This window comes from Stenotrophomonas sp. STEN018 (assembly GCF_056760235.1).
In genome coordinates, this window is record NZ_JBRREK010000032.1 from 1 (window position 1) to 23,457 (window position 23,457).

22 protein-coding genes and 1 riboswitch are annotated in these 23,457 nt (G+C 60.8%); of the genes, 17 read left to right on the forward strand and 5 right to left on the reverse strand.

The window, feature by feature from the left end:
• Window positions 1-354: 354 nt before the first annotated feature.
• The 9 genes from ACVOMB_RS13290 (at window position 355) to ACVOMB_RS13330 (ending at window position 8,845) form a co-directional block, all read left to right on the forward strand.
• Window positions 355-1,398: a threonine aldolase family protein gene (locus tag ACVOMB_RS13290; RefSeq protein WP_481531606.1), complete on the forward strand. Its 1,044-nt coding sequence runs from the start codon at window positions 355-357 to the stop codon at window positions 1,396-1,398.
• 160 nt (window positions 1,399-1,558) lie between these two features.
• Window positions 1,559-1,783, forward strand: coding sequence for a hypothetical protein (locus ACVOMB_RS13295; protein WP_481531607.1), 225 nt, complete (start codon window positions 1,559-1,561; stop codon window positions 1,781-1,783).
• Window positions 1,784-1,987: 204 nt separating this feature from the next.
• Window positions 1,988-2,190, forward strand: a riboswitch (cobalamin riboswitch).
• Between the two features lie 135 nt (window positions 2,191-2,325).
• Entirely contained in the window at window positions 2,326-3,840 is a 1,515-nt protein-coding gene (locus tag ACVOMB_RS13300; protein ID WP_481531650.1) for a CoA-acylating methylmalonate-semialdehyde dehydrogenase, read from the forward strand.
• 11 nt (window positions 3,841-3,851) lie between these two features.
• A complete protein-coding gene (locus ACVOMB_RS13305) occupies window positions 3,852-5,024 on the forward strand; it encodes an acyl-CoA dehydrogenase family protein (protein WP_481531608.1) in 1,173 nt (390 codons plus the stop codon).
• Window positions 5,021-5,833, forward strand: a complete 813-nt coding sequence (locus ACVOMB_RS13310; RefSeq protein ID WP_481531609.1) for an enoyl-CoA hydratase — start codon at window positions 5,021-5,023, stop codon at window positions 5,831-5,833. Before ACVOMB_RS13305 ends, ACVOMB_RS13310 begins: the two co-directional genes overlap by 4 nt.
• Complete coding sequence (locus ACVOMB_RS13315) at window positions 5,830-6,990, forward strand: enoyl-CoA hydratase/isomerase family protein (protein ID WP_481531610.1); 1,161 nt, start codon at window positions 5,830-5,832, stop codon at window positions 6,988-6,990. Before ACVOMB_RS13310 ends, ACVOMB_RS13315 begins: the two co-directional genes overlap by 4 nt.
• A gap of 13 nt (window positions 6,991-7,003) precedes the next feature.
• On the forward strand, window positions 7,004-7,894 hold the full coding sequence (gene mmsB / locus ACVOMB_RS13320) for a 3-hydroxyisobutyrate dehydrogenase (protein ID WP_481531611.1): 891 nt from the start codon (window positions 7,004-7,006) through the stop codon (window positions 7,892-7,894).
• Entirely contained in the window at window positions 7,891-8,550 is a 660-nt protein-coding gene (locus ACVOMB_RS13325; protein WP_481531612.1) for an epoxyqueuosine reductase QueH, read from the forward strand. Before mmsB ends, ACVOMB_RS13325 begins: the two co-directional genes overlap by 4 nt.
• A gap of 40 nt (window positions 8,551-8,590) precedes the next feature.
• The gene (locus tag ACVOMB_RS13330; RefSeq protein WP_481531613.1) at window positions 8,591-8,845 is read left to right on the forward strand and encodes a hypothetical protein; all 255 of its coding nucleotides are present in this window, start codon (window positions 8,591-8,593) and stop codon (window positions 8,843-8,845) included.
• A 115-nt stretch (window positions 8,846-8,960) separates the two neighbouring features.
• On the opposite strand, the gene ACVOMB_RS13335 is transcribed toward ACVOMB_RS13330, so the two are convergent.
• Window positions 8,961-9,806, reverse strand: a complete 846-nt coding sequence (locus ACVOMB_RS13335) for a methylenetetrahydrofolate reductase (RefSeq protein WP_481531651.1) — start codon at window positions 9,804-9,806, stop codon at window positions 8,961-8,963.
• Window positions 9,807-9,938: 132 nt separating this feature from the next.
• Window positions 9,939-10,874 carry a LysR family transcriptional regulator gene (locus ACVOMB_RS13340; RefSeq protein WP_481531614.1) on the reverse strand — a complete coding sequence of 312 codons (936 nt, stop codon included), beginning with the start codon at window positions 10,872-10,874 and terminating at the stop codon, window positions 9,939-9,941.
• Between the two features lie 127 nt (window positions 10,875-11,001).
• Here ACVOMB_RS13340 and msuE point away from each other — a divergent pair, with 127 nt between their 5' ends.
• The 3 genes from msuE to ACVOMB_RS13355 all read left to right on the forward strand — a co-directional run bounded on the left by msuE (window position 11,002) and on the right by ACVOMB_RS13355 (window position 13,705).
• Window positions 11,002-11,589: an FMN reductase gene (gene msuE, locus ACVOMB_RS13345; protein ID WP_481531615.1), complete on the forward strand. Its 588-nt coding sequence runs from the start codon at window positions 11,002-11,004 to the stop codon at window positions 11,587-11,589.
• Window positions 11,590-11,663: 74 nt separating this feature from the next.
• The gene (locus ACVOMB_RS13350; protein ID WP_481531616.1) at window positions 11,664-12,647 is read left to right on the forward strand and encodes a DUF1852 domain-containing protein; all 984 of its coding nucleotides are present in this window, start codon (window positions 11,664-11,666) and stop codon (window positions 12,645-12,647) included.
• Window positions 12,648-12,676: 29 nt separating this feature from the next.
• Complete coding sequence (locus tag ACVOMB_RS13355) at window positions 12,677-13,705, forward strand: methionine synthase (protein WP_481531617.1); 1,029 nt, start codon at window positions 12,677-12,679, stop codon at window positions 13,703-13,705.
• Between the two features lie 126 nt (window positions 13,706-13,831).
• Here the strand turns inward: ACVOMB_RS13355 and ACVOMB_RS13360 are convergent, their stop codons facing one another.
• Both ACVOMB_RS13360 and ACVOMB_RS13365 read right to left on the reverse strand, forming a co-directional pair.
• Window positions 13,832-14,395, reverse strand: coding sequence for a dihydrofolate reductase family protein (locus tag ACVOMB_RS13360; RefSeq protein ID WP_481531618.1), 564 nt, complete (start codon window positions 14,393-14,395; stop codon window positions 13,832-13,834).
• Between the two features lie 86 nt (window positions 14,396-14,481).
• Entirely contained in the window at window positions 14,482-15,153 is a 672-nt protein-coding gene (locus ACVOMB_RS13365) for a lysoplasmalogenase (RefSeq protein WP_481531619.1), read from the reverse strand.
• Between the two features lie 471 nt (window positions 15,154-15,624).
• Here ACVOMB_RS13365 and ACVOMB_RS13370 point away from each other — a divergent pair, with 471 nt between their 5' ends.
• On the forward strand, window positions 15,625-16,800 hold the full coding sequence (locus ACVOMB_RS13370) for a M23 family metallopeptidase (protein ID WP_481531620.1): 1,176 nt from the start codon (window positions 15,625-15,627) through the stop codon (window positions 16,798-16,800).
• Between the two features lie 193 nt (window positions 16,801-16,993).
• On the opposite strand, the gene ACVOMB_RS13375 is transcribed toward ACVOMB_RS13370, so the two are convergent.
• Window positions 16,994-18,748, reverse strand: a complete 1,755-nt coding sequence (locus tag ACVOMB_RS13375; protein WP_481531621.1) for a serine hydrolase domain-containing protein — start codon at window positions 18,746-18,748, stop codon at window positions 16,994-16,996.
• A 500-nt stretch (window positions 18,749-19,248) separates the two neighbouring features.
• On the opposite strand from ACVOMB_RS13375, the gene ACVOMB_RS13380 reads away from it, so the two are divergent.
• The 4 genes from ACVOMB_RS13380 (at window position 19,249) to ACVOMB_RS13395 (ending at window position 23,373) form a co-directional block, all read left to right on the forward strand.
• The gene (locus ACVOMB_RS13380; RefSeq protein WP_481531622.1) at window positions 19,249-20,820 is read left to right on the forward strand and encodes an SDR family NAD(P)-dependent oxidoreductase; all 1,572 of its coding nucleotides are present in this window, start codon (window positions 19,249-19,251) and stop codon (window positions 20,818-20,820) included.
• A gap of 294 nt (window positions 20,821-21,114) precedes the next feature.
• Entirely contained in the window at window positions 21,115-22,242 is a 1,128-nt protein-coding gene (locus tag ACVOMB_RS13385; RefSeq protein ID WP_481531623.1) for a hypothetical protein, read from the forward strand.
• A 20-nt stretch (window positions 22,243-22,262) separates the two neighbouring features.
• The gene (locus tag ACVOMB_RS13390; RefSeq protein WP_481531624.1) at window positions 22,263-22,718 is read left to right on the forward strand and encodes a hypothetical protein; all 456 of its coding nucleotides are present in this window, start codon (window positions 22,263-22,265) and stop codon (window positions 22,716-22,718) included.
• Between the two features lie 46 nt (window positions 22,719-22,764).
• Window positions 22,765-23,373 carry a DNA-3-methyladenine glycosylase gene (locus tag ACVOMB_RS13395; RefSeq protein ID WP_481531625.1) on the forward strand — a complete coding sequence of 203 codons (609 nt, stop codon included), beginning with the start codon at window positions 22,765-22,767 and terminating at the stop codon, window positions 23,371-23,373.
• Window positions 23,374-23,457: the final 84 nt, after the last annotated feature.

A 23,457-nucleotide genomic window follows, 5' to 3' on the forward strand; every position in this document is an offset into this window, starting at 1 on the left:
CACTCGATGTGGCAAAAGCCGATGTGTTTGAATACATTGAGCGGTTCCACAACCGCCGGATGCGACGGAGGACCGCCAAGCGCGATCTGAAGTTCTCAACCCTTTCATAACTGTCCGTGATTTCGGGGGTGAACCCAGCTGCGGAGTCGAGCCGCAGATTCCAGTGCCAGTAGGGTTCGCAGAGAGGGCGGTCGATACATGGATGGATTGTTACTTTAATTCACATCTCGCGTCCATATTTCTCGTTCGGCACCGGTCGGCGCGGGACCTATCGTATGCAACATCCACCGGCCAGGTCCGCGACCACTTTGCCCTGACCGGTGCGCCCAGCCCCTTTGAGCAAGACCAACCGACATGACCAAATTCAGCTTTTTAGACGACTACAGCGAGGGCGCCCATCCAGAAATCCTCCAGCGCTTGGTCGCGACAAACCTGAGCCAGCAGACCGCCTATGGCGCCGACGAATACAGTGCTGACGCGGCGGCTCTGATTGCAGCTCAGCTTGGGCCAGGTTTCGCCGGCGCCGTGCATTTTGTGGCCAGCGGAACCATGGCGAACATCGTTTCCATTGCGAGCTGCCTGCGGCCACATGAGGCAGTTATCTGTGTCGAATCGGGTCATATCGTGACGCGAGAGGCCGGCGCGATAGAGGCCACCGGCCACAAGCTCATTACGGTTCCAGCAGTCGACGGCAAGATCACTCCTGTCGAGATAAAGCGCGCCTTGGCCTCCAATGCGCACTTCCCGCATATGGCGCGCCCCAAGCTCATCTACCTATCCAACGCGACCGAAACCGGGACTGTCTACACCTTGGGTGAGCTGAAGGAGATTTCCGAGTTGGCGCGGGCCAATGGGCTGATCCTGTTCCTCGATGGCGCGCGACTTGGCGCCGCAATGGCTTCCCGCAAAAACGACATGACTCTGGCCGATATCGCTCAGTTGGTCGACCTGTTCTGGATTGGTGGGACCAAGGTGGGCGCGCTACTCGGGGAGGCTATTGTGGTTGTCAATCCGGCCCTCACAGAAGATTTCGCATTCAATCTCAAGCAACGCGGCGGGATGCTGGCCAAAGGACGGTTGCTCGGCATCCAGTTCCAAGCACTTTTCGGAGATAGGAATCTGTTCTTCGAACTGGCCGTGCATGCAAACGCCATGGCAACACGTTTGGGAGATGGAATTCTGAAGGCTGGCGGCCAGTTGGTGGCCGAAGCGCAAACCAATCAGCTGTTTGCGGTTCTTCCCGACCGTGCAGTGAGCGCGCTGCAGAAACGCTTTGCGTTTTACATTTGGGACAAGGCGGATGCGGGTCACTCTGTGATCCGACTGGTAACTTCCTGGGCCACCGAGGAAGCGAAGGTGGACGCATTCCTGGATGAGCTGCGCACCGCCATGGCTTAGTTACAATGACCCCGCCGAGAACTCACCCAGGTGCTGGTTTCCTCAACGCAGACACCGCTGAGTAATGCCACGCAGGAAACAATTCGAGCGACAGCATTGATACTAGCCCACGGCTTCGGCGATATGCGTCGTAGCGGCTATCGCTATTATCAACAACTTCATGGGCAACGCTTTCAGTCATTCCGCCGCGATAGCGCAAGAGCGTGATCGACTCAAGTCCGAATCGATCCACGGGTATCCGCGACTTTGGGGAATAATGCGCTTCATCTGGAAGGAAAAGCGTGCCACCTTGTTGGAACTCGTGGTGGCCATGGTCTTTGTTTATGGCGCAATGATTGCAATCCTTATCGCGTCAGTTTTAACAACGTTACGCGCGATCGAGTGATCTCATGACCTCTGGCTTGTGTAGATCTTCCCAGCTTTTGTACGGATCTTCTATCGGGCCACGCGTCGCTTTATCCATTCCGGGCAACCAACACCTGTTCGAGATTCACACCCTCAAATCGTTCAATTGGGTGGTTTCGTTGCGTTTCGCGACGCTGAACCGCCATTGCGCATTGCAGCTTGCTTTCGTTTGATACCAACTCCTAGACTCCGCTACATCACAGGTGTCCTGCCGCCGTCATGGTGCGCAGGGTGAAACGGGAAGCCGGTCAGATGCCGGCGCTGCCCCCGCAACGGTAGGCGAGAAAGCCCGACGGATGACCACTGCGCTTGGCGCGGGAAGGTGTCGGATTGATGCGTCATGCATCGCTCGCAAGCCCGGAGACCGGCCTGTGCGGGATGTCTGGAAAGACATCCATCTCGGGCGTTGCGGTGGGCGACTCGGCGAGCTGATTGGGCCGCCGTCTGTGCCCGTCATCTTGTCCTGTCCCCCACCCCGCCTTTGTTCGCGGGTGTGCGATTTGGAGACGGGAAATGAATGAGATGCATCGTGTTGCGGTCAATGCCGCAACGGTCAAGCTGCTGATCGACGGAGAATTTGTCGAGTCCGGCAGTACCCAATGGTCTGACGTGGTCAATCCGGCAACGCAGGAAGTGCTGGCGCGGGTTCCCTTCGCCACCACCGCTGAAGTTGACGCGGCAGTCGCTGCTGCAAAAGAGGCCTTCACGAGCTGGCGCAGGACGCCTATTGGCACCCGCGCGCGCATTTTCCTGAAGTACCAGCAGCTTATCCGTGAACACATGGGCGAGCTGGCCGCCACTCTCACCGCCGAGCAGGGCAAGACCCTGCCCGATGCCGAGGGCGATGTGTTCCGTGGCCTGGAAGTGGTCGAGCACGCCGCCGCCATCGGCAATCTGCAGCTGGGTGAGATGGCCAACAACGTCGCCAACGGCGTGGATACCTATACCCTGCTGCAGCCACTGGGTGTATGCGCCGGTATCACGCCGTTCAATTTTCCCGCGATGATCCCGCTGTGGATGTTTCCGATGGCGATCGCTACCGGCAACACCTTCGTGCTCAAGCCGTCGGAACAGGATCCGATGGTGACGATGCGGCTGGTCGAGCTGGCCCTGGAGGCCGGCCTGCCGAAGGGCGTGCTCAATGTCGTCCACGGTGGCGAGCAGGTCGTCAATGCGATCTGCGATCACCCCGATATCAAGGCAATTTCGTTCGTCGGTTCCACCCGGGTCGGCACCCACGTCTACAACCGTGCCTCACTGGCCGGCAAGCGCGTGCAATGCATGATGGGCGCCAAGAACCATGCTGTGGTACTGCCTGATGCCAACAAGGAACAGACCCTCAACGCAATGACCGGAGCTGCCTTCGGCGCAGCCGGGCAACGCTGTATGGCAGCGTCGACCGTGGTGCTGGTGGCTGAGGCACGCGGCTGGTTGCACGACCTCGTCGCCAAGGCGAAGACGCTGAAAGTGAATGCTGGCACCGAGCCAGGCACTGATGTCGGCCCTGTTATCTCCTGCGCCGCCCGCGAACGCATCCAGGCGCTGATCGCCTCCGGACTGGAACAGGGTGCGACGCTGGAGCTCGACGGGCGCAGACCGGTCGTGCCTGGTTTCGAGCGCGGCAACTTCATCGGGCCCACTATTTTTTCTGGCGTGAAGCCGGGCATGCGCATCTACGACGAGGAAATCTTCGGCCCTGTATTGGTGATACTTGAAGTGGAAACGCTGGAAGATGCTATCGCACTGGTCAATGGCAACCCCAATGGCAATGGCACTGCGGTGTTCACCCAGAGCGGTGCAGCGGCGCGCAAATTCCAGGAAGAGATCGACGCTGGCCAGGTTGGCATCAATGTACCCATTCCCGTGCCGGTTCCGCTGTTCTCGTTCACTGGTTCACGTGCGTCCAAACTTGGCGACCTCGGCCCTTATGGCAAGCAGGTGGTTACCTTCTATACCCAGACCAAAACGGTGACCGCACGTTGGTTCGATGACGACACCGCTGCCCATGGCGTCAACACCACGATCAACCTGAAGTGATGGCCGCCGTCATGACCCTGCACGCCGTACTGCCGCCGCCGCTGGGCGAAGACCAGCTCGCCTTCCGTCAGGCCGCGCATGATTTCGCGCTGGCCGAACTTGCCCCGCACGCTGCGCAGTGGGATGCCGAAAGCATCTTCCCCCGCGACGCCATTGCCAAGGCTGGCGAGTTGGGCTTCTGCGGGCTGTATGTGGACGAAGCCGCCGGTGGCAGTGGGCTGAGCCGGCTCGACGCCACCATCGTGTTCGAGGAACTGGCAGCGGCCGATCCATCGACTACCGCCTTCATCAGCATCCACAACATGGCGACGTGGATGCTGACCGCACATGCCCTCCCTGCCCTGCGTGAAACATGGGGCGCGGCGCTAGCCAGTGGTGCGAAGCTGGCCTCGTATTGCCTGACCGAACCAGATTCGGGCTCTGATGCCGCCTCGCTGCGGACCCGCGCAGTACGTGAGGGCGACAACTTTCTATTGGATGGCAGCAAGGCCTTCATCTCCGGGGCTGGCGCGACCGACATGCTGGTTGTCATGGCGCGCACCGGCGGGGGGGGCGCAGGCGGCATCAGCGCCTGCGCCGCCCCCGCCGATTCCCCCGGTGTCATCTACGGCCGCAAGGAGGAAAAACTTGGCTGGCATAGCCAGCCCACACGCGGCGTCACTTTCGAAAACGTGCGCGTGCCGGCGGCCAACCTGCTGGGCAAAGAAGGCGAAGGTTTCAGAATCGCCATGAAGGGCCTGGACGGTGGCCGCCTCAACATCGCGGCCTGCTCGCTGGGTGCGGCGCAGGGTGCACTCGACGCCGCGCGCCGCTACCTGGGTGAACGCCGCCAGTTTGGCAAGCAGCTTGCCGATTTCCAGGCACTGCAGTTCAAACTGGCCGACATGGCAACCCAACTGGTTGCCGCGCGGCAGATGGTGCATACGGCAGCAAGCAAGCTCGATGCACACACCAGCGATGCCAGCGTCTGGTGTGCAATGGCCAAACGCTTCGCGACCGATGCCGGATTTTCCGTATGCAACGACGCCCTGCAACTGCACGGCGGCTATGGCTACATGCGCGAATACCCCATCGAGCGCCTGCTGCGCGACTGCCGCGTACACCAGATTCTGGAAGGCACGAACGAAATAATGCGCGTGATCGTCGCGCGACATCTGTTGAATACCGAAGAGGAATTGCGATGACCGTTGCCGCCAACAATCACTACCGCAGCCGTGAATGGGCTGGTCTGAAATTGGAGATCGACGACCACACGGCCGTGGTCACCCTGTCCAACCCGCCGGCCAACACCTGGACGGTGCATAGCCTGACAGCGCTACGTGAGCTCATCAAGGCGCTTGACGAAGACCATGGCATCTATGCGTTGGTTGTCACTGGCGAAGGCGAAAAGTTCTTCTGCGCCGGTGCCGACCTCAAGCAGTTCGCCAGTGGCGACAAGGCGTTGGCACGGGAAGCCGCACGCCGCTTCGGGGACGCATTCGAAGCACTGGCCGCATTCCGCGGTGTGTCGATCGCAGCGATAAACGGCTACGCAATGGGAGGCGGGCTGGAATGCGCCCTTGCCTGCGACCTGCGCATCGCCGAAGAACAGGCACAGATGGCGCTACCCGAAGCGACCGTTGGCCTGCTGCCCTGCGCCGGTGGCACCCAGAACCTGCCGCGTCTGCTCGGTGAAGGTTGGGCCAAGCGCATGATTCTATTGGGTGAGCGCGTCGATGCCAGCACCGCGTACCGGATTGGGCTGGTCGAAGATGTGGTCCCCAAAGGCCAGGCCAAGGCACGCGCTCTCGATTGGGCCAAGCAGGCGGGGAAGCAAAGCCCCAGCAGCGTGGCGGCCTGTAAGCGTCTGGTGCAGGCCACCCGCAATCAGCACCACACCACCGCGCTGCTTGCCGAGCGCGAAGCGTTCGTCGATCTGTTCGACCGCGCAGATCAGGCCGAGGGCGTCAACGCCTTCCTCGAAAAGCGTGCGCCGCAATGGAAGAACGCATGAACGCGGATGCTACCGAGGCACCGGTTCTGTTCGAGGAACGCGCTACCAGCAATGGTATGCGCCTGGGCATCGCCACGCTGAACTCACCAAAGGCTCTCAACGGCCTGTCATTGGAGATGGCAGGGCTGTTGAGCACGCAACTCAGCCAATGGGCGAGCGATGACAGCATCATCCTGGTCATCCTTCAGGGATCGGGCGAGAAGGCCTTCTGTGCAGGCGGCGACCTGCATGGCCTGTATCGCGGCATGCGCGAGCACCAGCAGCGCAATCGTTGGGAAGGCGATGCCTTCGCCGACCCGCGCGGCAATCCTCACGCAGAAGCCTTCTTTGAAACCGAATACCGGCTTGATTACAACATCCACGCCTACCCCAAGCCTTTACTGTGCTGGGGCCACGGCATCGTGATGGGCGGCGGCATAGGGTTGATGTCCGGGGCCAGCCACCGCGTTGTCAGCGAACGCTCTAAGCTGGCCTTCCCGGAAATCACGGTCGGACTATTCCCGGACGTGGGTGGCAGCTGGTTGCTGCATCGCGTGCCACAGCGTGCCGGTCTGTTCCTGGCGCTCACTGGCGCGCCGCTGGACGCCGGCGATGCCATCCACGCGGGCATGGCCGACGTGTTCATTCCCGAAGCACGGCGCAGTGACGTATTCGAGGCGTTGGCAGCGGAAGCGTGGATCGCCGACGGCAAGCATGCACAGCTGGATGCAGTGCTCGCTCGCTTTACCCAAGCTACCTCACCTGGACCGTTACAGCTCAACGCACCGCGCCTAGCCGCCATCTGCGCGCACGACACACTGGAGGCGATTGTCGGCGCTATTGCCGCGCTCGATGCCGGTGACGATCCCTGGCTGCGCACTGCGCAGACCACGCTGGCCGCAGGCTCTCCAGGCTCTGCTCGCCTGGGTTACGAGTTGCAGCAGCGCGCCGCAGCCTTGTCGCTGGCCGACATCTTCCGCATTGAGTACACCGTCGCCCTGCACTGCGCGGCACACGGTGATTTTGCCGAGGGCATCCGTGCGTTGCTTATTGACAAGGATCGCAGCCCACGCTGGCAGCCGGCAACGCTGGCCACCGCAACATCGGTCTGGGCGGAGGCATTCTTTGCCGCGCCATGGCCAGCCGACGCACATCCCTTGGCCGATCTCGGCCGCTGACGGAGAAACAGTTATGTCCCGCATTGCCTTCATCGGCCTTGGCAACATGGGTGGCCCTATGGCCGCCAATCTGGTCAGGGCCGGCCATCTGCTGAATGTCTTCGACCTCTCCCCTGCCTCGATCGCGACCGCCGTTGCCACCGGCGCCACGGCCGCGCCCAGCGCCGCCGAAGCGGTTGTTGATGCCGATATCGTCATCTCGATGCTGCCGGCCAGCCGCCATGTAGAAGGGCTTTACCTCGGCGACGCAGGCCTGCTGGCCCGCATTGCCGCCGGCGCCCTGATCATTGATTGCAGCACCATTGCACCAGCGTCTGCACGAAAGTTGGCAGAAAGTGCGGCAGCGCATGGTCTGGCCATGATCGACGCGCCGGTCTCCGGTGGCACCGCCGGTGCGGTTGCCGGCACGCTGACCTTCATTGTCGGCGGCGACAACGATGCACTCGAGCGCGCCCGGTCGGTGCTGTCCGCCATGGGCAGGAACATCTTCCACATGGGAGGCAGCGGTGCCGGCCAGGTGGCCAAACTGTGCAACAACATGGCGCTGGGCGTAATCATGGCCGCCACTGGCGAAGCGCTGGCGCTAGGCGCGGCGCATGGGCTGGATGCGGCAGCGCTTTCCCAGATGATGGCCGTCAGCACCAGCCGCAGCTGGGCCACCGAAGTCTGCAATCCGTGGCCTGGTGTACTTGAGAACGCGCCTTCCTCGCGCCAATACAGCGGTGGCTTCGGCAACGACTTGATGCTCAAAGACCTAGGGCTAGCAGCCGAAGCGGCGGTGGCAATGGGCGCCACCATTCCCCTGGGAGAGCTGGCCCGCAATCTGTACGCAATGAACAGCCGCCAAGGCAATGGCGGACTGGATTTCTCCAGCGTGATCAAGCTGATGACAGCAACCACATGACCAGCAGCCGTGAAAAGCTGGTTCTCCCCAACGGCGAGCATAAGCTGCTGCTGCACTCCTGCTGTGCGCCCTGCTCGGGCGAGCTGATGGAAGCGTTCGTCGAATCGGGCATCGACTACACCATTTATTTCTACAATCCCAACATCCACCCATTGAAGGAATACGAGCTCCGCAAGCAGGAGAACATCCGCTTTGCCGAGAAACACGGCGTGCCTTTCGTTGATGCCGACTACGACACCGACAACTGGTTTGCGCGGGCCAAGGGCATGGAGAACGAACCCGAGCGCGGCATCCGTTGCACCATGTGCTTTGACATGCGCTTTGAACGCAGTGCGCTGTATGCGCACGAGCATGGCTTCCAGGTCATGACCAGCTCGTTGGGCATCTCGCGCTGGAAGAACATGGCGCAGATCAACGACTGCGGTCATCGCGCCGCTGCTCCCTACGACGGACTCAGTTATTGGGACTACAACTGGCGCAAGGGCGGCGGCAGCTCGCGCATGATCGAAATCAGCAAGCGCGAGAATTTCTACCAGCAGGAATACTGCGGTTGCGTGTATTCGCTGCGCGACAGCAATCGCCATCGACGTGATCTGGGGCGCGACAAGATCCGCTTCGGGGTAAAGTTCTACGGCACTGAGGATGCCGAAGGATGAGTCTGCGCGGCGCCTGCTTACTTCTACAGGTAGCGGGCTGATGGCAAAGCCCACTTACCTGGTCACGGTGGTGCACCAAGGCAAGGAAGCGTTGTTCCAGGATCTCCTGAAACAGAAGTCGCAGCAGCGCTTTTCCGCCGATGCGGTAATCCTGTACGCCGAGGAACTAGCGTTCGTCGAGCCGATTCGCGCGAGCAACCGACGCGAAGCCTTGGTTCTGGCCCGGGCGCTGCATCCGGGTCATGCCATCGCTGCTCGGATCGTCAAGCGGGCAGCGCGACCCGGTCGCAGATGAACTTGGCAATGGTCGGACACACGCGGCACCTGACTCTTTGGCCAGCCCTGCTCATACTTACATACGCGCAACCACCTCATAGGCTGCGGCGTTGTTTGGTGCCTCTCCTGCGTTCCTACTGGCTACGGGCGCGGTAATGCTCCACCCAGTCCACGGACTTTTCGATACCGCCGAACGGGAAGACATGCAGGCTCACCGTTCCATGTGCTTCCGTCAGCCCGCTGGCCAGGCGATCAACAAACCGATCCGGTCCCGCCGTTCCAAACAGCTTGCCAATCGAAATACCGTACTTGGACCAGATTGACGCGCTCGCGCTGACGCCGCACATCGCCGCGTAGCGCGCCAGTACCGCAACCCCTGCTGGACCTGGCACGCCCACACGCACCGGGTACTCGATGCCGCGCTCTCGCAGTGCCGCCAACCACATCAGCACGATGTCCGCATCAAATCCGAACTGGGTGACGATCAGCGGTGCCATGCCCCGGCTTTCGATGCTGCGGCACTTGCGCGCAAGCATCTCCCAGCGCTCGCCTTCACTCATCACCGGGTGACCTTCCGGATGCCCGGCCACACCAACGAGCTTGATGCCTAAGCGTTCGAGCACGCCGGTTTCAATCAATGATGCGCTATCCGCAAACGGACCTTTTTGGTTTGGCGAGTCCCCGGCAATCACAAAGCAACGCTCGACACCGGCCTCATCAACCGCACGAATGATGAACGACTCCAGCTCAGCGAGTGAGGCAATGCGCCGTGCCGGTACATGCAACATGGGTTCAAAGCCCAATCCACGAACTGTCGCGGCTGCAGCCAACCGGGCTGCGTTGTCTTCACCCGGCAGGTAGGGAATGAAAACAGTCGATCCGGATGCGATCCGGGCTGCTGCTGCGGTCAGCGCTGGAAGAGCTTTGGCGCTCACTTCCAAGGAGTAACCAGCGGTGATGTCGTTCACGTGCATGGGCATATCGGGATGATTCAAGGGTCTTACCGTAATGGCTTTCAAGTGAACACTCCGCCCCGCTCTCTGATCGAGCGGACGAGGCGCCAGTCAGCAGCTTGCTCGTGGTGTTCGCCAAGCAGCGTCGGTGGTCTAGGTTCAACGACGTGGCTTATCGTCTGCCGCCTTTCCGATGCTCGAAGCAGCCACTGCGGTTGAATGCCGAGCCAGTTCGATGAAGGCACGCACGTAGTCGATGCTGGTGTCCGTTTCACGCGCACCGAGGAAGATCTGCTTGGCGATGCCGCGTGCGCCCAGCCGCACCGGCACCACGTCCATCCTGCTTGCATACTCCTCCACCAGCCAGCGCGGCAGCGCGGCCACGCCGCGGCCACTGGCCACCATCTGCACCATGATGTCGGTGGTTTCGATGGCTTTGTGCCGTCTGGGGGTGATGCCCGCAGGCAACAGGAACTGGCTGTAGATATCCAGACGCTCGATATCCACCGGATAACTGATCAATACCTCGCGGGTCAGCTGCTGCGGCTTCACGTACGCAACGGAAGCCAGTGGATGGTCCTTGGCTACCACCAGTACCTGCTCGTAGTCGAACACTGGCTCGAACTTCAGGCCCGGCTTGAACAAGGGATCAGGCGTGACCAGCAGGTCGATCTCGTAGCCAAACAGCGCCCCGATTCCGCCGAACTGGAACTTCTGCCTGACATCCACGTCCACGTCCGGCCACGCCGCCAGATAAGGCGACACCACCTTGAGCAGCCACTGGTAGCAGGGATGGCATTCCATACCGATGCGCAGCTCCCCGCGCTCGCCCTGGGCGAACTGGCCCAGGCGCTCTTCGGCCAGGTCCAGTTGCGGCAACACCCGGTTGGCAACCGCCAGCAGGTACTGCCCGGATTGGGTAAGCCGCAGGCTGCGACCTTCGCGCAGCCAGATGTCGGTGCCCAGCTGCTGTTCGAGCTTGCGGATGCTGTGGCTCAGGGCTGACTGGGTCAGGTTCAACACGCCCGCTGCGGCAGTCAACGAGCCCTGCTTTTCGACCTGCTGGACGATGCTCAGATGGATGCGCTCAAGCATATGAATGAATTTTCTTCATGGAATGGTGAAATTAAACCATTTTACCTCATGGAAAACCGCAACTAGGATCGAACCTCAGCAGCGGCTCCATTCAGCTGGCGACGACCCAGCCCACATGAAGGCAAACATGATCCACCCTCCCCCACTTCGCGTCGTAGCAGTTTCCGGCGGCCTGCAGCGTCCCTCCAAGGCCGCAGCTCTGGTCGAGCATTTGTCGAACCTGATTGCTGCCGAGGTCCAGTGCGAAACCCAGCTCGTCGAGCTGGGCCAGCTTGCCCCTCACCTTGCCGGTACGGTCAGGCGCAGCGAACTGCCAGATACGGTGGAGCTCGGTTTGTCAGCAGTCGAGCAGGCTGATGTGCTGGTGGTGGCCACGCCGGTCTACCGCGGCTCGTATACGGGGCTGTTCAAGCACTTCTTCGACTTTATTGACCAGGATGCGCTGATCGACACACCGGTCCTGTTGGCCGCAACCGGCGGCAGTGAGCGCCATGCGCTGATGATCGATCACCAGTTACGACCACTTTTCAGTTTCTTCCAGGCACGCACGCTGCCGCTGGGCGTGTACGCCACCGACAGGGACTTCGCCGGTCACACGCTGGACAACGAGGATCTGATCCAACGCGCCAAGCTCGCGGTCGAACGGGCATTGCCGGTGCTTGAGCTGACCCGCCGCACGGCAGCAAACCCCAACAGAACCATCGCAGCTGCCTGAAATTGAACTCCCCCACCGAATCAGCATGACGTTGTGCTGGACCCTATCCGCAGAACCTACGGTAGCGCACCGCAATGAAAGACAATTTTGAATTCAGCATCAAGCGCATCTGCTTCGATGAAAACTACCAGCCATTGGACAGTACCCGGCTGACGACCAACTTCGCCAACCTGGCCCGGGGCAACAGCCGCCAGGAAAACCTGCGCAATACGCTGAAGATGATAGACAACCGCTTCAACAGCCTCGCCGACTGGGACAACCCGATGGGCGACCGCTATGCCGTAGAGCTTGAAATCATCTCAGCCGAGATGGGTGTGTCCGGCGAAGGTCAGACAGAGGCATTCCCGCTGATCGAGATACTGAAAACAACCATCGTTGACCGTCAGACCAAGACGCGCATCGAAGGGATTGTAGGCAACAACTTCTCCTCCTATGTGCGTGACTACGACTTCAGCGTGCTGTTGCCGGACTACAACAGCAACCGGGCTGCTTTTGCCGCACCGGATGACTTTGGCGACCTCCACGGAAAGCTGTTCAAGCACTTCGTGAACTCGCGCGTCTACAAAGAGAACTTCAACAAGCCGCCGGTGATCTGCATCAGTGCCTCGAGCAGCAAGATCTACCACCGCACTGCCAACCAGCACCCCGCACTGGGCGTGGAATATCTGCAGAACGAGCTGTCCTCAACCGACCAGTACTTCGCCAAGATGGGGATGCAGGTCCGCTTCTTCATGCCGCCGGACAGCGTTGCGCCGTTGGCGTTCTACTTCTTCGGCGACCTGCTGGGAGACTACACAGATCTGGAATTGATCGGCACCATCAGCACGATGGAGACCTTCCAGAAGATCTATCGGCCCGAGATCTACAACGCCAACTCCGCAGCAGGAAGTGTCTACCAGCCCAGTTTGAAGCACCAGGACTACTCACTGACGAAGATTGTCTATGACCGTGAGGAACGCAGTCAGTTGGCAATCAAGCAGGGACGCTTTACCGAAGAGAACTTCATCAAGCCTCACCGGCAAACACTTGAACAGTGGGCCGCCACCTGCGCGCTCTGATCAACCCAAGGAATTAGAAATAGCCCGCCATGAAGAAATTGTTGCCCACCTCAACCGCCGGCAGTCTTCCCAAACCCGCTTGGCTCGCCCAACCCGAGAAACTCTGGTCACCGTGGAAGCTGCAGGACGAGGAACTGCTCGAAGGCAAGCAGGATGCGCTGCGTCTTTCCCTGCACGAACAGTTGCAGGCAGGTATCGACATCGTCAGTGATGGAGAGCAGACCCGCCAACACTTCGTCACCACCTTCATCGAACACCTCGACGGCGTTGATTTCGAGAAGCGCGAGACAGTGAGGATCCGCAATCGCTACGACGCCAGCGTGCCAACCGTCGTCGGCGCCGTCAGCCGGCAGAAGCCGGTGTTCGTCGAGGATGCCAAGTTTCTGCGTCAGCAGACCAAACAGCCGATCAAGTGGGCCTTGCCCGGCCCGATGACGATGATCGATACGCTCTACGATGATCACTACAAGAGCCGCGAGAAGCTTGCCTGGGAATTCGCCAAGATACTCAATCAGGAAGCCAAGGAACTTGAAGCGGCCGGCGTTGACATCATTCAGTTCGATGAGCCTGCCTTCAATGTCTTCTTCGATGAAGTGAATGATTGGGGTGTTGCCGCCCTTGAGCGGGCGATTGAAGGGCTCAAATGCGAGACCGCCGTGCACATCTGCTACGGCTACGGCATCAAGGCCAATACAGACTGGAAGAAGACCTTGGGCTCAGAGTGGCGCCAGTACGAAGAGTCTTTCCCGAAACTGCAGCAGTCCAACATCGACATCATCTCGCTGGAATGCCAGAACTCGCATGTACCCATTGACCTGATCGAACTGGTACGTGGCAAGAAAGTAATGGTGGGCGCGATCGACGTGGCCAGCGACATCATCGAGACCGCCGAGGATGTAGCCAATACCCTGCGCAAGGCGCTGCAATTTGTGGACGCAGACAAGCTCTATCCGTCCACCAACTGCGGCATGGCACCGCTGCCTCGCCACGTGGCCAGAGGCAAGTTGCATGCACTCAGTGCAGGTGCGGAGATCGTTCGTCGCGAGCTGTTGGCCTGAGTTCTGTGGCCCGGGCGAGCATGCAGCGCGCTCGGGTTATGAATTCGATAGCCGTCAGACGCAGGTATCGGGGTCTAGTCGAAATGTCGATTGGACGGTAGAAACGCTATCTTCCGCTGCAGCCAGTTATGAACCGCACGCACGCCGGTAGTGCATGGCGACTACGCCGTTGTGAAGTGGCGTCGACGACATCAGCTCCAATCGTCGCGTATTGTTCAACCCGCGCTGGTACAGAGTTGGCCCGTGTCCGGCGATCCTGGGGTGGACGAGGAACTTGTACTCGTCGATCAGATCGAGCCGGTCCAGCCCGGTAGCGAGCATGCCACTCCCGAGCAGTACGCCAGCAGGGGTTGCATCCTTGAGTTTCTGAACGCTCGTGCGCAGGTCGCCGACGATGTGGTGGCTATTGCTCCACGGGAAGTTCGTTCGCGTGGACGCCACCACGTATTTCGGTTTGGTCTCCAGCTTGACCGCCCAGTCGCGCATCGCCGCTGTGGCCTCTTCGTCGCCACGAGCGACCGCCGGCCAATAGGCCTCCATCATCTCGTAGGTGATACGACCCCAAAGCATCGCCCCAGCCTCGTCCATGAGGTGACTGAAGAAGGCGTGGGTTTGTTCGTCGGCGACTCCCTCTTGGTGGTCGACGCAACCGTCCAGGGTGATGTTCAGGCTGAAGGTCAGAAGTCCCATGCGAGCTTGCTCAGAGTTGGGCGTTCCATTGGATTGTCGCTTGTCGACGAGCACCTTGCAGCACCGGACTGGCATCCGTGCCGCGATCAGCCCGCACCCGCGTGCACCCCGGCAACTGACAAGGCCAGGATAATCTGGGCCACATAGTAGAGCGGCAAGCCCCAAAGCTTATTGCTGGCACCCGGTGCCACGAAACGGTTGCGGGCGACTGCGATGTCCGAGATCGCGAATGCCAACGCCCCGACTGCCAGTAGCCACATTCCGGACGCAGCACTCGCCGCTGTCGCAAAGGCGCACATGGCCACTATGGCTGCCACGTACGCGGTAACGGCGATGCGATAGAGGGCTTTCAAGTGATTCCAAAGCCAAGCGAGAACCACGATTCCGATACCGCTCATGAGAGCGAGCCCTGCTACCAACGCCGCACCATCAATAGGCCTGGACGCAAAGGCCATGGCAAAAACTAAGTGAGCAAGCAGGAAGCTGGCCAAGCCAAACAGGAAGAGTCGACTCTTCTGAGAAAGCAGGAGAACGTCGCCCACCCAACTAAGCACAAGCGCCACCAGGATCAATCGACCATAAGTTGATCCCGCTGCGTGGAGTTGAATCGCCAAAGCCAAGAATGCCGTACTGGCGACAATTTTCAGTATGCCTTTGCCGACCTTCCAGCCGCCGTACTCGCAGAAGACAAGCGCGCCACAGGCCACCAGACAAACAATGATTGTGAAGCTGGTTCCGGTCACCATCGTGGTCTGCATTGTCCCCAGCACCATGGTTGTGCCGAGCCGCAGAGCAGGGTTCGGCGTGGGTGATTACTGGCTACCATCTGGCACGGCTCTGTCTCGCTTACCAAGCTGACACCCGCGGCCTTACGCAGGGAATACGCCATCTATTTTTCGTTTAACTTCGACGTCTCATGGCAAAACCATCCTGCTGTTTTGGCTAAGTTCCGCCTATTTTCTCCGGGATTAAATGGTTCGATAAGCCCGTAGATGGTCATTTTACGTCAGGGCTCCACTTTGGGGGTCGCTGACAACAGCGACCACAAGTGTCCAGCTGCAGCACCCAACCGCCACCCGCCGCCAGCCATGCTCAATCGTCTTTCGCGAGACTCGCCCAAGGCGTAGCATCTCTAGCGCCATGCTGCCAGAACGGCAGCCGCTGTCCCGCACCCAGGCCTCCACCGAAGATGAATCCGTTCCCATCGTCACGATGCACATTGAGAGATCATGCAGATGACGTTCCGCAATTTTTCCGCGTTGGCGCTTGTCGTCCTCTCGAGTTTAGCGCCCCTCCTTCGTGCGGAGGAATCGCCCGCCCCTGTTGAAGCCAGGGTGCCGTTCGCCCCTGAAATGTTCATGGGCAGCGACGGTCTGGCCCACCTCGCCTATGAGCTGCACGTCACCAATTTCTATGGCGACACAGGCCCATTGATTCCCATGCACCTGGAAGTCAGTTCGGATACATCCAAGGCTCCGTTGCTGATACTCGACAAACACCAGCTGCGCAAGCAGGCACAGCCCGCGACTGCTGACGCCGAGGCGCTGGTGATTCCTCCAGGAAAGCGACGGATCATCTTCATCTGGATCACATTGGCTGCCGGCGATCCCGCGCCACATCAGCTGAAGCACAAGATCGATTTCGAAACGGACAAGCACACGATCGTTACGCTTGATGGCGCAACGATTCACGTCAACGATCAGGAGCCGATGACATTCGCCGCCCCTGTGCGCGGCGGACGCTGGCTCGCACATGAAGGGCCGGGCTCAGCGCAGTCCCATCATTGGGACTGCTTGGTCGCCGTCAACGGCGAACTTACGATTCCGCAACGCTTTGCGCTGGACCTGGTTGGCGTCGATCAATCAGGCAGAGCCTTGCGTGAAGGCGTGAAAGACCTGCAGAAAACCCAACACACAGATTGGGTCGGGTATGGCTGGGACGTGATCGCGGTCGCCGATGGCATCGTGCGAAACACGCGCAACGACGCGCCCGAGCACCCTCCCCTCAGTCGGCAGCCCGAGCCCCTCGCCTTGACTGCCGATGGTCTGTTCGGCAACTACGTTGTGTTGGAACTCGCACCCGGCGTGTACGCCAGTTACGCCCATCTGAAGAAGGACAGCCTGAAGGTGCGCCCAGGAGACCACGTGCACCGCGGCCAGCTACTGGCGCAGCTAGGACAATCTGGAAATTCGGCGGCCCCGCACCTTCACTTCCAAGTATCGAATGCCGCGACGTTCGAAGGAGCTGAAGGCATCCCCTATACGTTCGAGGCATTCGACCTCCTGGGACCCGAGTCCGAGGCCCAACTGTTTGCACAGGGAGCGCCATGGAAACAACTTCCCCCAGCACCACATCAGCAGCAGTTGCCACTGAATGACGTCGTGATCCGCTTTCCTGATCATTGATTGAAGCACTCCCACCCAAGATCGCTCCGACCTGTTCGCTCGGGCGGACCTCCTTCAACTCAAGGCGATTCAGCTGCCACAATCAGCCCGCTTCACACGCACTGTTATTGTCAGGAGTACGCAGTATGCAAGGCCGCCGCGTTGAGCGAGTCGAAGGTCGCGGGTACGGCATTCAAAGCTTTTCCTGCTGAATTCAGTGATGAATCACGAAGTTGGGCCAGCGAGTATGTGTTTCGCCTGCGACAACGGTGGTTCGCTGCTCCAGATCCCCGGCTACAACAACCCTGTCCACTCGCAGCCGCCGTAGCCGTCGATTGCTGATCGTGAACCCATCCACCTCACCTGACGCCTTCCGGGTAAACGTAATCGTGCCGCGCGAACCCACAAAACGGTCGCCGCCTACAGCTTCGAGCGCAACATCGTATTGCCGCTGCCAGCTGAGCATCAACTTCCCATCTACGATTCGCACCGTATAGGTCTTGTCGGTTTCGTCGCTGTGGTATTGCCCCGCGAATGATGCCAACGCGACGGCACTCGGCATGGGCTCGACTACGCGATTGAAAACTCGTTCAGTCGGCCAGGAATCTTTGATGCGAAGTTCTGGCTGCGCAGCAGCTTGTGCCTCGGCGGCAGGTAGAATGAATCGCCACTCGTGTGATAGCTGGCCCGGACGGAAGGCACCACCACCAATCGGTACGAATGCCGCGGGAACGCCGAGTTGGCGCAGCGCGCCATCCTTCCATTCCATTCGTACCACTTCGTCGGTCAACCGGCTCCAGTAGGTACCTACCAATGCCAACTGTTCGGCTTCCGGCATCTCCTTCGCCGGCGCCAGCGCGGCGGCGGTCATGCTCTCGCCCAGGTACAGGTCGGCCACCTTGCGCACGAGCTCGCCCGGCGCGATGTTGGATCCGTTGCAGAGCGCGACGACCGCGAACCGCTGGTCAGGGAAAAGAATTGTTTCCGTGCGGTAGCCGCCATGCACGCCGTCGTGGCCTACCGCGCGCAGGCCGCGATAACCGGCCAATCGCAAGCCGCCGCCGTAATCGATCACGGTGCCATCATTCAACTTGCCAGAGGTTTGTATCGACGTGATCAGCGCTTGCCCGCCAACGCGTGCATCAATCAGGTTCTGCTCCCACCTGAGCAGATCACCGACCGTGCTGAACACGCCAGTCGAGCCGAAATAATCACTATTGGGGACACTGATCCGCCAGCCACCTTCGCGCGGACTGTACGCCGATGCGCGCCGCGGCACGATCTCGTTGTGGTCGTCGTGGTAATGGGTATTGGTCATTCCGAGCGACTTGAAGATCCGTTCGTCGGCGAATACCCGCAACGACTTTCCGGACACGCGCTGCACGATCGTCGCCAGCAGTGTGTACGCGGAATTGCCGTAGACCACCTCAGTACCTGGATCGAAGTTGGTACCGCGCTGGCGGGCTATCGCCCAAAGCGCGTCTGCTTGTGTATACAGGTCGTCGTCGCGCCAGCCGGCCAGGTTCAGTAGTTGGCCTTGTTCGCGCAGGCCGTTGGTGTGGTGCATCAGCTGCGCGATGGTGATGGTCTTGCCGTAGCCCGGCATTTCCGGCAGGTACTTGCGGATGTCGTCATCGAGCGCCAGTTTGCCGTCCTGCGCGAGCAGGCCAATCGAAAACGCAGTGAACTGTTTGGAGAGGGAAGCGATATAGAACACCGAATCCGGCGTGATCGATACTTCGTTCTCCAGATTCGACATGCCGTAGCCACGTGCGTAGTCCACTTCGCCATCGCGCGAGATCCCCACTGCGCAGCCTGGCGTTGCCCTGCCTGTCCACGGTGCGAAAAGCGCGTCCACCTGCTGGTGTCGATCGCCGGGCCCGGTGTTGGTGGCATCTGCCTGGCTCGACTGCAGTGTGCAGGCTGCGGCGATGGCCGCCATCAACAACACGGAGCGTGTGGCGTACATCGGGATCTGCACCTTGGAATGTAACGGCGGAGCCCTGCAAGCTAGCACTGCGGTGCGCGGCGCATCGCCCCCCAGAAGTCATTCCAGAAGTCATTGATGTAATGCCCGCGCAGTGCCCGCGCTGGTCACGCAGAGTCATCGACCAGGGTCTTCGCAGCCAACGCTTGGCGAGTCGCTGGAAGCTGCCGGAATCCGTGCAATTCAACCCTATCGTTTAGGTTCGTGAGCTTTGCAGTAGCGGCAGTTCCGGCCGGGGGGCGGCAAGGTTTGGCCCTCCAACCCTTCCAGTTGCGCCAACTCCCCGCCTTCAGGCCATCAAATAGCCCCAAAAGGCGGCCTGCGCTCCCCGCTGCAGCCCAAGATTGGCGCCAACCCCCTGATATCTGGGACAATTGCCGCCGACCAGGCGTTCCCGGTCCGCTACAGCATGGACCCGCATCGAGGCGGTCATCGCTCTGCTGTCCATTCACGGCTTGCCGCCGCTCTTTCCGGATTGTCATTTGAACACCACCGACACAGCTGTTGCCCCTGCCCTGCCCTTGGCCGATCGCCTGCGCGAAGCGCTGGATCTGCTGGAGGCCATTGAAGCCGATCGCGGCATGCTCGACGCGCTGCCCGAAGCCGACCGCGTGCGCCTGCACCAGGTCGTGGCCAAGGTATTCCACCCCGAACCGAAGGCGCGCCGGCAGATGCTCAAGAAGCAGGCCCGTGAACGCCATCAGGAAAAGGTACGCAAGTCCGAGGCACTGCTCGACCAGACCGGTATCCGCGCCCTGCGCCGCAAGCCGGTGTTCAGTACGCCGAACTATTTTCCGCCGCACGCTGCTGGCCTGCACGATGCCAGCAACGGTGAAGGCGCTGCCGCAGCCGAAGAGGCCGTGCATTCGCCCGAGCTGCGCCATTGCTATGTGTGCAAGCAGAAGTTCACCCAGCTGCATCACTTCTACGACCAGATGTGCCCGGCCTGTGCCGACTTGAACTACATCAAGCGCACCGAGACCGCGGACCTGCGTGGACGCGTAGCGCTGCTGACCGGCGGCCGGGTCAAAATCGGCTACCAGGCGGGTTTGAAGCTGCTGCGCGCCGGTGCCGAACTGATCGTGACCACCCGCTTCCCGCGCGACTCGGCGGCACGTTATGCCGAAGAGCCCGATTTCGCCGTGTGGGGCCATCGCCTGCAGGTGTACGGGCTGGATCTGCGCCACACGCCCAGCGTGGAAGCGTTCTGCAGCGAGCTGCTGGCCACGCGCACGCGCCTGGACTTCATCATCAACAACGCCTGCCAGACCGTGCGCCGCCCGCCGCAGTTCTACGCGCACATGATGGCCGGCGAAACTGTTGCCGTGCAGAGCCTGCCGGATACCATCCGCAAGCTGATCGGCAACTACGAAGGCCTGCGCAGTGCCGACCTGTTGCCGGTTGCGGCGGCCGCACTGCCGTCGCCGCACGCTGTCGGCAAGGACGGCTTGACCCGCGCTGCCGAGCTGTCGCAGGTTCCACTGCTGGCTGACGAACTATTGGGCCAGCGTCATCTGTTCCCCGATGGCCGCCTGGATCAGGATCTGCAGCAGGTGGATCTGCGCGACAGCAATTCCTGGCGTCTGCGCATGGCTGAAGTGCCGTCGGTGGAACTGCTGGAAACCCAGCTGGTCAATGCCATCGCACCGTTCATCATCAATGCGCGCCTGAAGCCGCTGATGCTGGCCACACCAGAGCGCGACAAGCACATCGTCAACGTGTCGGCGATGGAAGGCCAGTTCTACCGCAACTTCAAGACCACCCGCCATCCGCATACCAACATGGCCAAGGCCGCGCTGAACATGATGACGCGCACCTCGGCCGCCGATTACCAGAACGATGGCATCCACATGAACAGCGTGGATACCGGCTGGGTGACCGACGAAGATCCGGCAGGCCTGGCCGCCCGCAAGGTGCAGGAAGAACGCTTCCACCCACCGTTGGACATCATCGATGGCGCCGCCCGCATCGTTGACCCTATCATCCACGGCTTCAACAGCGGTGAGCATGTATGGGGCCAGTTCCTGAAGGACTATGCACCTACCGACTGGTGAGGCCGCAGCGGCCGATTGAATCGGTAGTCCTGCCACGTGGATCGGGCCAGAACTGCCGACGATTCAAATGCACCCCGAATATAGTGATGCACCACTAAATCAGGCGGTGCAACGTACCCAAATCCAGCATCGGTCCGCACCGACCAATGCTCATCCCCTGTTTCACCAGATCTCCCGCACTTCCGATGGCGCGTAGCCCCGGTACCCGGTGGGACAGTCGACAGCGCACTCGCCTGGCCATAGGATTGCGCCACGACATGGGGGTCTTTGATGAACACAGGGAATGCTGCGGGCATGCTGCTCGTGCTGGTGTTGTTGGCGGGCTGTGATTTTCTTGATCGCCCGCAGGAGCAGGAAAAGCAGGGAGGAAGCCTTGCCGGTGCGGATGCAGGCGAGGACGGCTCATCCCCGCCTGTTTCGCACGCTACTGATATCGACCCTGCCGGTAAAAGCGGCGCCGTTTCATCTGCTCCCACCAGCGCGTCGGCACCGCTGAACGAAAACGCAGCGCCGACTGCAGAAAGCCGCCTGGTGCCGTTCCAACCCAACGCCGCTGCAGCGTCGCCTTCCGGGCCTACGGCCTGCGAAATGCCAGGCCTACCTGCAAAGTTTATCGTCTACGCCGCCGGTGCCTATTCCGGCCGCAAGCTGGACTACCAGATTGACCAAAGCGGCCATGAAGCGACCCAGATTGACGTCGCCGTCAACGAATCCAGCGCCCCCGTGGTGTTGATGCTGGGCGCTTACGAGCCCACAGTCTGGAACATTGGTTGGTCCGCTCAGACACGCATCGTCGGTGTACTGGTCAGTGGCTATCACCGGCAAACCATTGCCGGCTTACCAGCGTCGGTGCCGCGCTTGAACAGTAGTTACGACAACAAGGGCGCGTGCGGCTACTTTTATCTGAGCGAGAGCAGGCTTGATCAGATCAACCCGATCGCGCGTCGGCTGTTTGGTCAGCCGGTGGCGCGGGCATTCATCGCCAACAACGGCTTCGTTACCGTGGGGGCTGCGACCGGCACAGGGATGATCACCGATGCCAGCCAGTCTCCAGACCAGTTCCGCGACCGTAGCGCGCCGCTGGCCGGCGAAGCCGGCTTGCGCGATGCCGTCGCCAAGGGCTTGCTGCGTGAAGCGCGGTCCAGCGACGCACAGGAATGGCAGGTCGCCTACGACGCCGCAAACAAAAAGGATGTCCCGCCCGTATCGGGTGCGAGCGACAACCGGCGTAGCCGGTCCTATCTGCATAACGGCTACGTCGTGCTGAAAGCGATGCAGATTCCTGCTGGGCTGTACGGAGCCCACTCGGCCACCTTCATCGTGCCCTACGGGGTTCCGCGCCCCACCGGCAATCCGGGTCATTCGACGTTGCTGGACTACAACACGATGACCTGCGCCGGGGCCAGTTGTGGGATGGATTAGGAGCCATACCGGGGTATTTCATGGAACGAGAACGCCAGGAACCAACATTCGGCAAGGCCGATCTGAGCGCGGTGGAAATCCGTCCGCGGCACCGGCATGGGGCACGAACTTCCGCCAATGCCCTGCCTTCGGACGAGTCCAGATTCTGGTTGCGGGCGATCATCCTGGTCGTCGCAGCCGTGCTGATCGCCATGGGTTTGATCGAGTGGAATGCAAGACGGCAGGTGGCTGCATTGGAACGCGCACTGACTCCCACGCCAGAACAGCAGGCGAAAATTGAAGCAGAATTGAAGCAACTCGAGCGGCAGATGGCAGCCGCAGACAGCGTTGGCGCAGCGGAAGCCGCTCGGCTGCGGCAACTACTGTGGGAGCAATCCCGGCCTGCCCCACTTCGCGCGGGGCAACGCTGCATCCAAGGGCGTCGACTGGAGCGCATTGAAGGCGGATGGCGCGACCTTCCCAAGGAGCCCTGCTGACAGGGAGCCCCACGCGCAGGCGCTGCGTTGCGGGTAGGATCGGCCTATGAAGTCTCTTCTTGAACGCACCCTGGTGCTGCCACGCGAGTTCTATCGCAGGCATCCCACTGTGGTGGCGCCGGAGCTGCTCAACAAGATCCTGCTACATGACGACGGCCGCTGTGCGCGCATCGTTGAAGTTGAGGCCTACGCAGGCAGCGAAGATCCCGCGGCTCACTCATTCCGCGGCAAGACCGCGCGCAACGCGACGATGTTCGGCCCTCCGGGACATCTGTATGTCTACTTCACCTATGGCATGCATTGGGGCAGCAACGCAGTGTGTGGTGAGCTTGATGAAGGCGTGGGCGTGTTGCTCAGGGCTGCGCAGCCCTTGCATGGTTTGGATCTGATGTATGCACTCAGGCCTGCTGCAAAAGGTCCCGTGGATCTGGCAAATGGCCCGGGCAAGTTATCCCAGGCATTTGGTATCAATCGCGAACACGACGGCGCTGATCTGGTGAGCGGTGATCGTGGCATTCGGATTGTCTCCGATGGGGCGCATCCTCCTGTTACGCCTGGACAAGGCCCTCGCGTCGGCATATCAAAAGCAGTCAACCTGCCCTGGCGCTGGTGGGTTACCGACAACCCCTGTGTTTCTGGAACAACCAAGCGGTAAGGCGCCGGCCTCCGACTGCCTGCAAGCGCGAGCACGCTGCCGTGGAAGACGAGCGCAGGCCGTTGACGCGTTCGTCAGCGCTTT

What these genes read in the sequence shown, in the direction of transcription:
- ACVOMB_RS13300 (WP_481531650.1), top strand. Translation starts at nt 2,326, where the DNA reads ATGCATCGTGTTGCGGTCAATGCCGCAACGGTCAAGCTGCTGATCGAC.
- ACVOMB_RS13370 (WP_481531620.1), top strand. Translation starts at nt 15,625, where the DNA reads ATGCAGATGACGTTCCGCAATTTTTCCGCGTTGGCGCTTGTCGTCCTC.
- ACVOMB_RS13355 (WP_481531617.1), top strand. Translation starts at nt 12,677, where the DNA reads ATGAAGAAATTGTTGCCCACCTCAACCGCCGGCAGTCTTCCCAAACCC.
- ACVOMB_RS13315 (WP_481531610.1), top strand. Translation starts at nt 5,830, where the DNA reads ATGAACGCGGATGCTACCGAGGCACCGGTTCTGTTCGAGGAACGCGCT.
- ACVOMB_RS13395 (WP_481531625.1), top strand. Translation starts at nt 22,765, where the DNA reads ATGAAGTCTCTTCTTGAACGCACCCTGGTGCTGCCACGCGAGTTCTAT.
- ACVOMB_RS13325 (WP_481531612.1), top strand. Translation starts at nt 7,891, where the DNA reads ATGACCAGCAGCCGTGAAAAGCTGGTTCTCCCCAACGGCGAGCATAAG.
- ACVOMB_RS13310 (WP_481531609.1), top strand. Translation starts at nt 5,021, where the DNA reads ATGACCGTTGCCGCCAACAATCACTACCGCAGCCGTGAATGGGCTGGT.
- ACVOMB_RS13330 (WP_481531613.1), top strand. Translation starts at nt 8,591, where the DNA reads ATGGCAAAGCCCACTTACCTGGTCACGGTGGTGCACCAAGGCAAGGAA.
- msuE (WP_481531615.1), top strand. Translation starts at nt 11,002, where the DNA reads ATGATCCACCCTCCCCCACTTCGCGTCGTAGCAGTTTCCGGCGGCCTG.
- ACVOMB_RS13390 (WP_481531624.1), top strand. Translation starts at nt 22,263, where the DNA reads ATGGAACGAGAACGCCAGGAACCAACATTCGGCAAGGCCGATCTGAGC.
- ACVOMB_RS13350 (WP_481531616.1), top strand. Translation starts at nt 11,664, where the DNA reads ATGAAAGACAATTTTGAATTCAGCATCAAGCGCATCTGCTTCGATGAA.
- ACVOMB_RS13360 (WP_481531618.1), bottom strand. Translation starts at nt 14,395, where the DNA reads ATGGGACTTCTGACCTTCAGCCTGAACATCACCCTGGACGGTTGCGTC.
- ACVOMB_RS13305 (WP_481531608.1), top strand. Translation starts at nt 3,852, where the DNA reads ATGACCCTGCACGCCGTACTGCCGCCGCCGCTGGGCGAAGACCAGCTC.
- ACVOMB_RS13365 (WP_481531619.1), bottom strand. Translation starts at nt 15,153, where the DNA reads ATGCAGACCACGATGGTGACCGGAACCAGCTTCACAATCATTGTTTGT.
- ACVOMB_RS13375 (WP_481531621.1), bottom strand. Translation starts at nt 18,748, where the DNA reads ATGTACGCCACACGCTCCGTGTTGTTGATGGCGGCCATCGCCGCAGCC.
- ACVOMB_RS13295 (WP_481531607.1), top strand. Translation starts at nt 1,559, where the DNA reads ATGGGCAACGCTTTCAGTCATTCCGCCGCGATAGCGCAAGAGCGTGAT.
- ACVOMB_RS13385 (WP_481531623.1), top strand. Translation starts at nt 21,115, where the DNA reads ATGCTGCTCGTGCTGGTGTTGTTGGCGGGCTGTGATTTTCTTGATCGC.
- ACVOMB_RS13335 (WP_481531651.1), bottom strand. Translation starts at nt 9,806, where the DNA reads ATGCCCATGCACGTGAACGACATCACCGCTGGTTACTCCTTGGAAGTG.
- mmsB (WP_481531611.1), top strand. Translation starts at nt 7,004, where the DNA reads ATGTCCCGCATTGCCTTCATCGGCCTTGGCAACATGGGTGGCCCTATG.
- ACVOMB_RS13340 (WP_481531614.1), bottom strand. Translation starts at nt 10,874, where the DNA reads ATGCTTGAGCGCATCCATCTGAGCATCGTCCAGCAGGTCGAAAAGCAG.
- ACVOMB_RS13290 (WP_481531606.1), top strand. Translation starts at nt 355, where the DNA reads ATGACCAAATTCAGCTTTTTAGACGACTACAGCGAGGGCGCCCATCCA.